This window comes from Vibrio sp. 811 (assembly GCF_033339195.1).
On record NZ_JAWOUB010000039.1, the window covers coordinates 1 to 10,458 of the forward strand.

The 10,458-nt window shown below is 45.9% G+C and carries 6 protein-coding genes; 2 read left to right on the forward strand and 4 right to left on the reverse strand.

Annotation, left to right across the window (positions count from 1 at the left end; translation table 11 throughout):
* Window positions 1-680: 680 nt before the first annotated feature.
* From R7Q46_RS24215 to zntR, 4 genes are all read right to left on the reverse strand, one after another.
* Entirely contained in the window at window positions 681-2,816 is a 2,136-nt protein-coding gene (locus R7Q46_RS24215; RefSeq protein ID WP_318077836.1) for a lysine decarboxylase CadA, read from the reverse strand.
* A 117-nt stretch (window positions 2,817-2,933) separates the two neighbouring features.
* Complete coding sequence (gene cadB / locus R7Q46_RS24220) at window positions 2,934-4,277, reverse strand: cadaverine/lysine antiporter (protein WP_017635552.1); 1,344 nt, start codon at window positions 4,275-4,277, stop codon at window positions 2,934-2,936.
* A gap of 644 nt (window positions 4,278-4,921) precedes the next feature.
* Window positions 4,922-6,484, reverse strand: coding sequence for a lysine decarboxylation/transport transcriptional activator CadC (gene cadC / locus R7Q46_RS24225; RefSeq protein ID WP_151514382.1), 1,563 nt, complete (start codon window positions 6,482-6,484; stop codon window positions 4,922-4,924).
* A gap of 163 nt (window positions 6,485-6,647) precedes the next feature.
* Window positions 6,648-7,046, reverse strand: coding sequence for a Zn(2+)-responsive transcriptional regulator (gene zntR / locus R7Q46_RS24230; protein WP_005382529.1), 399 nt, complete (start codon window positions 7,044-7,046; stop codon window positions 6,648-6,650).
* A gap of 265 nt (window positions 7,047-7,311) precedes the next feature.
* Here zntR and purH point away from each other — a divergent pair, with 265 nt between their 5' ends.
* Both purH and purD read left to right on the forward strand, forming a co-directional pair.
* Window positions 7,312-8,904, forward strand: a complete 1,593-nt coding sequence (gene purH, locus R7Q46_RS24235; RefSeq protein ID WP_053350800.1) for a bifunctional phosphoribosylaminoimidazolecarboxamide formyltransferase/IMP cyclohydrolase — start codon at window positions 7,312-7,314, stop codon at window positions 8,902-8,904.
* 194 nt (window positions 8,905-9,098) lie between these two features.
* A complete protein-coding gene (gene purD / locus R7Q46_RS24240) occupies window positions 9,099-10,388 on the forward strand; it encodes a phosphoribosylamine--glycine ligase (RefSeq protein ID WP_136977321.1) in 1,290 nt (429 codons plus the stop codon).
* Window positions 10,389-10,458: the final 70 nt, after the last annotated feature.

Consider the following 10,458-nt stretch of genomic DNA (forward strand, 5'->3'; position numbering starts at 1 on the left):
CAACGAGTGCCCACACAGATTGATAGGTTCTTATTTTTAAAGAGCTTTTCTAACATTTTCAGCAACTTAGTTGCTCGCCGTTAGGGTTGCGTATCTTACTTCACACCGTGAGAGAGTCAAGCATTTTTTTCAAATTTCTTTTCTCTCAATTCCGACTCGCTGTGTGACTTTCGTCTCACTCCGTGTCGGTGGATGCGCAGTATAGGGGGTTGAGAAATTAGCACAAGCGTTTTTTGCAAAAAAACTTCCAACCGCACAAATAACGAGCACTCTGCATAGATACTCAACGATCTTGTCTAATATTTCGGGTTGCAGAGGATCTTTTCATGATGAAACACCTGACTTCTGCATTAAAAGATCGCCGATTTCTTTGTGATTTTGATTGCTGATCTTATCTCTCTTGGTTCTTTTTTCTCTTTCTATCTATATAAAGACGAAAAACGAGCAGAACGATGACGAACTGCTCTTTTGGTCTTTGCTTTTTATTTGGGGTACTTCAGGTGAAGTCTTGGAAAAGTGTTTCTTCTATATATAGAAGAAAAGATCAGAGCATCCTTGCCCTTATCTTTACGACAGATGAGTTAGGGGTATATCTAAATGTCGTTATTGTTCGATGACGCATTGAGCTCGTAAGAGTGGAGCATGCTTGCATTCCCAATGGCGTCATCTTCGAGAGGAACTTAGTTCTTCAATACTTTTACGGTGTAACTACCATCTTTTTGTTGGTATAGACCGTGGATGTCGGTTTCGAAACCTGGGTAATGCGCACCGATCTCACAAAGCATCTCTAGGAAGTCCAGCACAGGGCAAGACTCTTGAGTCACCATTTCACCAGGAAGTACTAGTGGCACACCTGGAGGGTAAGGAAGGATCATGTTCGCACTTACGCGGCCAACCATTTCTTCCAGTTTGATTTCTTCGATGTTGCCACGAAGCTCTTCTTGCCATGCTGCGTGTGGTGTTACTTTCATTTCTGGAAGTACATCGAACGCTTTGTACATTAGCTCAGGTAGGTTGTATTTCTTAGTTAGGTCATGAATCGCTTGTGCTAGTTCTTGAACACGCATGCCTTCATAGAAGCTTGGGTCTTCGTTGTATAGTGAAGGTAGGAAGCTCTTGATGGTTAGGTTCAAGTCGTAGCCACGTTTAAATTCAGTTAGGCCGCGTAGCAATTGCATTGCTTTTGATTTGTCGATACCGATTGAGAATAGGAACAACAAGTTGTATGGACCTGTTTTCTCTACCACGATGCCGCGCTCGTCTAGGAATTTAGCCACCAGCGAAGCAGGAATACCTGATTCTTCTAGTTCGCCTTCTTTATTCATCCCCGGAGTCAGTAGCGTTACTTTGATTGGGTCAAGATACATGTGGTTGTCATCCATGTTCTTGAAGCCGTGCCATGTGTCGCTAGGGTCTAGTTTCCAACATTCCGTGGTATCGATGTTTTCTGGTTGCCATACATCGAAGAACCAGCTGTCGCTTTCTGCTTCTAGACGTTTGATCTCTTTACGGAAGCGGATTGCGCGATCGATAGAGTCTTGCATCAACTTCTTACCAGTGTTGCCGCGCATCATTGCCGCTGCAGTTTCAGTAGAAGCAACAATGCCGTACTGAGGTGAAGTTGAAGTGTGCATCATGAATGCTTCGTTGAAAGATTCTTTATCAAAGTCGCCTTTCACATGAATCATTGAAGCTTGTGAGAACGCAGCCAACAGTTTGTGTGTTGATTGTGTTTCGTAGAACACTTTGCCTGGCATCGCTTCACCACTCATACCACATTTACCTTCGTAAATTGGGTTGAAGTTAGTGTAAGGCACCCAAGCACTGTCGAAGTGGATGTGTTTACAATCTAGCGACTCTTTGATGAATTGTGTGTTGTACAGCAAGCCATCGTAAGTTGAGTTAGTCACTACTGCGTAAGTTGGTGCTGTTGCACCTGGTGTTTTCGCCACTTTCTCTGCAATGACATCGCGGCTGAATTCGCTTTGTGGAATACCACCAAGGATGCCGTATGCGTTACGAGTTGGGCGGAAGTAGATTGGTGTCACGTCGCTCATCATCATTAGGTGAGTCAGAGATTTGTGACAGTTACGGTCAATCAGTACTGTGCTGCCAGCAGGTGCTGAGTACATACCAACGATTTTGTTCGATGTAGACGTACCGTTAGTTACGATGTACGAGCTGTCTGCATTGAATGTGCGTGCGATGTATTCTTCTGCATCTTTATGTGGACCTGAGTGGTCTAGTAGAGAACCCAGTTCAGGCATTGAGATTGATACGTCCGCTTTGAATGTGTTTGGACCGTAAAAATCGTAGAAGATGCTACCAGCAGGGCTTTTCTGGAATGCAGTACCGCCCATGTGACCTGGAGTACAGAAGGTGTATTTACCTTCTTCTACGTATTTGAATAGCGCTTTAGTGAATGGAGGCATGATGGCATCTTTGTATGCCTCAGTCGCTTGGTTGATTTTGATAGCGATGTCGTCAGCCATACCTAAAGCGTACTCGAAGAAGCTCACGTTTAGACGTAGGTCTGTTAGTGAAATGTCTAGAGTAGACTGTTCGTTAGCAAATGCGTGAACAGGCAGTTTTTCGTTGATTTGGCTGATACGTTCACATAGCTCAAGTGAGTATTTATCCCAGTCGAACAACACACCGCAAATGCGTGGGTTCATCTCAATCATTTTGATCAAGTCTTTATCATCTACTGGGTAAACCACTTCGTAGCCCGCTTTCTCAAGAGCAGCGTGAAGTTGACGAACTGGCTCTTCTTTAAAGAACACACCCATGTGGTTCAAGATAGCGAATATATTCATTTGGACATCTCCAAGGCGAATGAGGGCGCTCTTTGCCATTTACAGGCAATGAGTAAGGTGAGCGCCGCGTGAATTTGGGTTTTATGGGCTGGCACCGTAGTGCCAGCGTTTTGGGGATTAGTTGCTTGCTTGGGCGGGCATGTCTTCAGCGTGCATTTTCACGTACTGAGCAAGACCTGCTTTTTTGCTGTAGAACATCAAGATAACTAGAGACACGATGAAGGTTGCTGTTAGCGTACCGCCCTCTGCACCTGCTAGTGCGATGAAGCAGAACAGACAAGCCACACCAGAGAACAGCATTACGAAGCCGTTGCGTGTTGTCATACCTTCGAAGCGAATCAAGTTAATGCTTGAGTAGAAGTAAGGCAGCATTGTTAGTAGAACTGCGTCAGTCGTTAGCTGGTTGAACAGGTCTGATGCGTGTGCTGTTTTAGAGCTGAAGAACATCAGTACAACCATCAGTGCAGTCATCTTGATTGACGCAAGGATTAGACCTTTCTTAGGCACACCGTTTTTGTCAGTTTCGCCGTAGATTTTAGGGAAGTTGCCATCGCTCGCGGCACGTTTACCAGCCTCGCCCACCAGCATCATCCAAGAACCTAGCGAAGTGAAACATGCTAGTGCTGTGAATGCTGATACGAATGGTGCAGTCCAGCTACCGAATAGCTCAGTGGTTGCCAATGCAAATGGCGCACCTGATGCCGCAACTTCTGACGCTGGGAACATGCCGCTGATCATTTGAGTTGATAGGATGTAAATCACACCTGCAATACCAGTACCTAACATAGTTGCTAGTGGTACAGTACGTTTAGGGTTTTCTACCATACCCGTCGATACCGCTGCTGATTCCACACCTACGAATGACCATAGACAGATAAGAACCGCTGTTACTACCGCGTGGCTGTCAGTGCCTGCTGATACGTTCCAGTTTTGGCTGTAAAGCGCAGTATCGAAGTGCGTCCAACCAAATGCAGCTGTACCAACAACTGGGATAAGGATAAGAACTAAACCAAGCGTACATAGACGGCTTACCCAGCTACCACCAAGTAGGTTGACGAAAGTGAAGATCCATACCGATGCAATCGTCGCAATACCTGCTGGAATTGGGTTATTAAGCACAGGGAAGAATACTGAAAGGTAAGAAACACCTGTAATGGCAATAGCCAGGTTACCAATCCAGTTCGCGTGGTAATAAAGAACGCCCGTTTGGAAACCAAATACCGGAGACACTTCGCCAGCATAAGCGATAGGACCACCTTCTTGTGGGTTTTTGGTTGCCAGACGAGCGTAAACGAACGCCAGACTCAGTGCACCGACCAAACAGATCAGCCAACTGAAGATTGAAACAGAGCCTACAGAGGCAAGACTAGAAGGTAATAATGCAATACCACTACCCATCATGTTACCGGCTACGACACCCGTACAGGCAATAAGGCCGATTTTTTTCGCATTCGATGACATAACATCTCCAAATCTATTCTACTCGAGTCAACATGACTCAAACTGAATGGTTATTAGCGAGATGCTATGAGGAGGAACCTTCTCGACCTCGCTAAATTTCGAAGTGAAGACTACGCCCAAAAATCGGGAAAAAAATAAACTTGGTGTTATCAATAAAATGATTAGTTCATCAACATCAAGTTGAGATAAACATGATAAACACAAAAATATAAAACTATATTATTCATACGGTTATAAGAAAAACATCAAACCTTCTACCGATAGATAAACTCTCATCAACTCGTTGGTCATCGCGATAAAAGTTATCAACCTCTATCAACTTCCCCATCCCGAAGGGTTAATTCCCTGAAGTGTTGATTCCATAAATCTCTCCCTGATCGCGCTTTTTGACCCACATCAATATTCATCTCGCCTGCAAGAAAGCATCAAAATCATTCTCGCCACATAACTCAGCCAGACACTTCATACAATCAATAGAGATAGAGATAGAGAAGCGGGTATGTATTCCCGTTGCAAGCTTGCGTTGTTAGCTCCTTCGTAAGTCATTGCCCCACCGCCTCACCCTTTTCACTTTTCGACAGCGACAAAAAAGCCCCTCACCGAAATGAGGGGCTAGCATTAGACTGACGTTGAGTCCGAGAGAATTAAAGCATTCGAACGACAGAAGGGTGAACGGCGCGATACATGGCGTAATCAATCGCCTTCATGTTACTTGGGAAGACCAAGTTTTCGCACAGCAGGTACGTCTCAACCGACGTATCAATATAGAAAGCTTCACTGTAAGACTCACTGGCTAAATCCAGATCACCATCCAATTCGGCGTGCTTACCGCGAATCACATAGGAAAGCACTGAATCACGTAACCTCAATGCCTGTCCGAGATGCCGCTTGGCTAACGCCATGTCACCAATGATGGTTTCGTGCAGTGCTAAAGCTTCATAAATTCGCGGTTGAATTGGCCCCACCATCATTTTCACATTAGTCTCTAGTGCTTCACTGAGCTGCTGCATTCGCCCTTTCTTCAACTCCTGTGAGAAATCAAGTGCCTTTTGTACATGGTAAGCAATCAACAACTCAGCTTGAACGTAAGCATTATCCGGCTCGATTTCTAAAATGTTTTCCATCAAGTCGATACCTTGGCGGAATTGTTTAGTATCAGAGACATTAAGGTAATGGTTAGCCTGAACAAACAACTCCAACGCGTCGGGATTCATTGGCATTCCCGCCACCAGCATCGTAGATTTCAATTTGGCATCCGATACTTTCAGCACTTGCATCAAATCCAACGATGCTTGTTGAAGCACTGTCTTTAAATGACTACTGGTTAACGCGTATTGACGACTAAACAACACTTTTTCAGATGAGTTATTGCGATATTCCACCTCTAAAAAGCTGCCACCGTCATTCTCACGAACTCTCACCACAACCGATTTACCAGGCACAATGCCAGAAGTAAACGACGCCTTCTTTAGCATGACTCGGTAATCACTGACTTGAGCAATGTCGGACATCAACTTTTGGGCGAATCCGTCTGCCAAATCGTAGCTTAATCCTTCATTCGTAAAATTATCTTGAAACTTGAACTCAATCAGATGGGTATCGATGGCTTGGGTAATACGCACTTCCGATTGCTTGTAGGTAAACACGCCCATCACTACGACCAACATACTGATCCAGATGAAGTTCATAATTCCCAATCGCCAAGGACTGATTTTGTTTTTGCTCTGAGGGGCTTTTTTCTCTTTTGACATCTCGCAGACCGCGCGAGTTAGAGGACCGGCAGGAAAGGTAACGGCTGGTGCTATAGGTAGACAATCCTCTTCCGATTCTTCAACCGAAGGTGGGATCTCTTCATTTTGCCGACTTGTGACAAACTCTTCATGCGTCATAGCAACCACGTTCGCTACCAGCTTATAGCCACGCTTGGGCACCGTGATAACGTAGTTGGTATTTTCCTCTCTACCGTCACGTAGTAGCTTACGCAACTCAAAGATGGATTGAGTCACCACTTGATCGGTCACAATCGCTCCAGCCCAAACGTACTGAATCAATTCCTCGCGGTTGAACACCTCATTCGCATGCTCCGCTAGGAAATGCAGAAGATTAATTAAGCGTGGTTCAACAGTAACTTCCCTATCTTGTCGATACAGCTTATTTTCATCAACGCTTAAAACCCAGTCATTGATTTGAAAATAGACTCCAACCATGTATGAAAACTCTCGTATCTACAGACAGCGCTACGGCAGGAATCAGACAATGGTCGATTCCTACAAGTAACTAAAGGCAAGATTATAGGTGGGAAAGCAGCGTGTACCTAGAAAAGCAAGTCGCCAAAAATGCAAACTTAAGTTAAGTGATGCAAGAATGAGACTACTCAAGTGCGGCAAGGATAGAGCAATGTGTGGCGTCATCGTCTGTATGACCACAACAAGCATCATTAATCTTCTTTAACGCTCGGCGAATTTTCGTCAGCTCGTTAATTTTCCCATCAATCAGCTCTAACTTAGCAGAAGTAATGGCTTTTACCTCTGCACAGCTGTGTTCTGTCGCTTCTAACTTAATTTCTAACAGGTCTTTAATTTCATCCAGACTCAAGCCAAGATCTTTACCTTTGAGGATAAAGTGCACCTGCTTTTGATTCTCTTCATCATACAAGCGATAGCCTGACTCACTTCGCCCTGCTGGTTTTATTAGCGCGTTTTTCTCGTAGAAACGCAATGTATCGGCAGTCACACCACAACGTTTTGCCAGTTCACCTATCTGAAACATAACTTCCCCTATTAACTATCTCGTTACTTTTAAAGCTAAAGAACGACTTTTTTGCAATTATTTTTGAGATGCCAAACGATTGCGCGAGCTTTTTTGTAATAAATTGGTTAGAATACGCGCCATCAAATGTGGAGACTGTTTTCTAACCAGAAAACACCCTGCAAAGGTCTTTACCAAAACTGGCCAATATTTTACCCCAAGAGGTAAAAACAAGTTCATTTTTGGCAAACATCTTTAACTCCGTGAATTTGAGGAAAATGGAAGCATGAATAACGCTCGTCCTATTCGCCGTGCGCTTATCAGCGTATCAGACAAAACAGGTATTGTTGAGTTTGCGCAAGCTCTTGCTGAGCGCGGTGTCGATATCCTATCTACTGGTGGTACAGCTCGCCTACTTGCCGAACAAGGCATCGCCGTAACCGAAGTCTCTGACTACACTGGTTTCCCAGAAATGATGGACGGCCGCGTTAAAACGCTTCACCCAAAAGTTCACGGTGGTGTGCTTGGTCGTCGTGGCCAAGATGATGACGTGATGGAAAAGCACGGCATCAACCCTATCGATATGGTTGTCGTTAACCTATACCCATTCGCAGAAACCGTTGCTAAAGAAGGCTGTACGCTTGCTGATGCGGTTGAGAACATCGACATCGGTGGTCCAACAATGGTTCGCTCTGCAGCGAAAAACCACAAAGACGTGACTATCGTTGTGAACGCTCACGACTACAACCGCGTTATCGCTGAAATGGACGCGAACGAGAAATCTCTAACACTAGAAACTCGTTTCGACCTAGCTATCGCAGCATTCGAGCACACAGCATCTTACGACGGCATGATCGCAAACTACTTCGGCACTATGGTTCCATCTTACGGTGAGAACAAAGACGGTGATGAAGAGAGCAAATTCCCTCGTACGTTCAACCAACAGTTCGAGAAGAAGCAAGACATGCGCTACGGTGAGAACAGCCACCAAGCAGCCGCTTTCTACGTCGAAGCTAACCCACAAGAAGCGTCTGTTTCAACTGCTCACCAAATCCAAGGTAAAGCGCTTTCTTACAACAACATCGCAGACACTGACGCAGCGCTTGAATGTGTGAAAGAGTTCAACGAGCCAGCATGTGTAATCGTAAAACACGCAAACCCATGCGGTGTTGCTCTAGGTAAAGACATCCTAGAAGCGTACAACCGTGCTTACCAAACTGACCCAACATCTGCATTCGGCGGCATCATTGCATTCAACCAAGAACTGGATGCTGAAACAGCAACCGCTATTGTTGAGCGTCAATTCGTTGAAGTGATCATCGCACCTTCTGTTTCTGCTGAAGCGATTGAAGTGGTTGCAGCGAAGAAGAACGTACGTCTACTTGAGTGTGGCGAATGGACAACGAAGACAACTGGCTTTGACGTGAAACGCGTGAATGGCGGTCTACTGGTTCAAGACCGCGACCAAGGCATGGTAAGCCTAGACGACCTAAAAGTGGTTTCTAAGCGCCAGCCAACAGAAGAAGAGCTAAAAGATGCACTGTTCTGCTGGAAAGTAGCGAAATACGTGAAATCTAACGCGATCGTTTACTCGAAAAGCGACATGACTATCGGTGTAGGTGCTGGCCAAATGAGCCGCGTTTACTCTGCGAAAATCGCAGGCATCAAAGCTGCAGACGAAGGTCTACAGGTTGAAGGTTGTGTAATGGCATCAGATGCATTCTTCCCATTCCGTGACGGCATCGACGCGGCTGCAGAAGCGGGCATCAAGTGTGTGATTCAGCCAGGTGGCTCTATGCGTGATGACGAAGTTATCGCAGCAGCCGACGAGCACGGCATGGCGATGATCTTTACCGGTATGCGTCACTTCCGCCACTAATCCTCTCGTCTTCACTGGGACGATAACTGCGTTGACGGCGTTCACTTATCCTAATCACATAGCATACTATGCTCATAGGAATAAGTTCACTTGTCGCCTTGTCCTCGTCCCATTGAATTAGAGAGGCCATACTCAGGTCTTTGCGAAATATCTGAGTTTGAGCAAACGGTATTTATAAGATTAAGGATTTTCATATGCGAGTTTTAATCATTGGTTCAGGCGGTCGTGAACATGCGCTAGGTTGGAAAGCGGCACAAAACCCAAATGTTGAGACTATCTTCGTTGCACCAGGCAACGCAGGTACAGCACTAGAGCCAAAACTAGAGAACATAAACATCGATGTAGAAGACATCACTGGCCTTGTTGCTTTCGCCAAAGAGAAGGCGATTGAACTGACTATCGTTGGCCCAGAAGCACCATTGGTTATTGGTGTGGTTGATGCGTTCCGCGAAGCGGGCTTACCAATCTTTGGCCCGACCCAAGCAGCAGCACAGCTTGAAGGATCTAAAGCGTTTACCAAAGACTTCCTTGCTCGTCACCAAATTCCAACGGGTGCCTACGCGAATTTCACTGAAATCGAGCCAGCTCTTGCTTACGTACGTGAGCAAGGTGCACCGATCGTAGTAAAAGCTGACGGCCTTGCTGCTGGTAAAGGCGTTATCGTAGCGATGACGCTAGAAGAAGCTGAGGATGCAATCAAAGACATGCTAGCAGGCAACGCATTTGGTGATGCTGGTAGTCGTGTCGTTATCGAAGAGTTCCTAGATGGTGAAGAAGCAAGCTTCATCGTGATGGTGGATGGTGAGAACGTTCTGCCAATGGCCACCAGCCAAGACCACAAACGCGTAGGCGACAAAGATACGGGTCCTAACACCGGTGGCATGGGCGCGTACTCGCCAGCTCCAGTGGTAACACAGGAAATCCACAACCGCATCATGGAAGAAGTGATTTACCCAACAGTACGTGGCATGGCCGCTGAAGGTAACCCTTACACTGGTTTCCTATACGCGGGTCTTATGATCGACAAAGACGGCACTCCGAAAGTAATCGAGTACAACTGCCGCTTCGGTGATCCAGAGACACAACCTATCATGATGCGCATGGAATCGGATCTTGTTGATCTGTGCCTAGCGGCAATCGACGAGAAGCTAGATCAAGCGGAATCGAAGTGGGATCCACGAGCATCGATTGGTATCGTGCTAGCAGCCGGTGGTTACCCAGCAGCGTACAACAAAGGCGACGTTATTTCGGGTCTGCCACAAGTTGAAATTGAAGGCGAAAAAGTCTTCCATGCTGGTACAGATAACAAAGATGGCGACATCGTGACAAACGGTGGTCGTGTTCTTTGTGCAACCGCACTTGGCAACAGCGTATCAGAAGCGCAGCAGCGTGCTTACGAGCTTGCAAAACAGATCCGTTGGGATGGCATGTTCCATCGCAACGACATCGGCTACCGTGCAATTGCACGTGAGCAAGAAAAGTAAATTACCACCTTCTAAAGAAGGTGGCTTTGTGTGAGCCCCCTAAAAGGGGGCCTTTGTTTAGTCCAGCGCC

Bases quoted from the DNA above. Each gene is read 5' to 3' on its own strand.
- R7Q46_RS24215 (WP_318077836.1), bottom strand. From the start codon at position 2,816: ATGAATATATTCGCTATCTTGAACCACATGGGTGTGTTCTTTAAAGAA.
- cadB (WP_017635552.1), bottom strand. From the start codon at position 4,277: ATGTCATCGAATGCGAAAAAAATCGGCCTTATTGCCTGTACGGGTGTC.
- cadC (WP_151514382.1), bottom strand. From the start codon at position 6,484: ATGGTTGGAGTCTATTTTCAAATCAATGACTGGGTTTTAAGCGTTGAT.
- zntR (WP_005382529.1), bottom strand. From the start codon at position 7,046: ATGTTTCAGATAGGTGAACTGGCAAAACGTTGTGGTGTGACTGCCGAT.
- purH (WP_053350800.1), top strand. From the start codon at position 7,312: ATGAATAACGCTCGTCCTATTCGCCGTGCGCTTATCAGCGTATCAGAC.
- purD (WP_136977321.1), top strand. From the start codon at position 9,099: ATGCGAGTTTTAATCATTGGTTCAGGCGGTCGTGAACATGCGCTAGGT.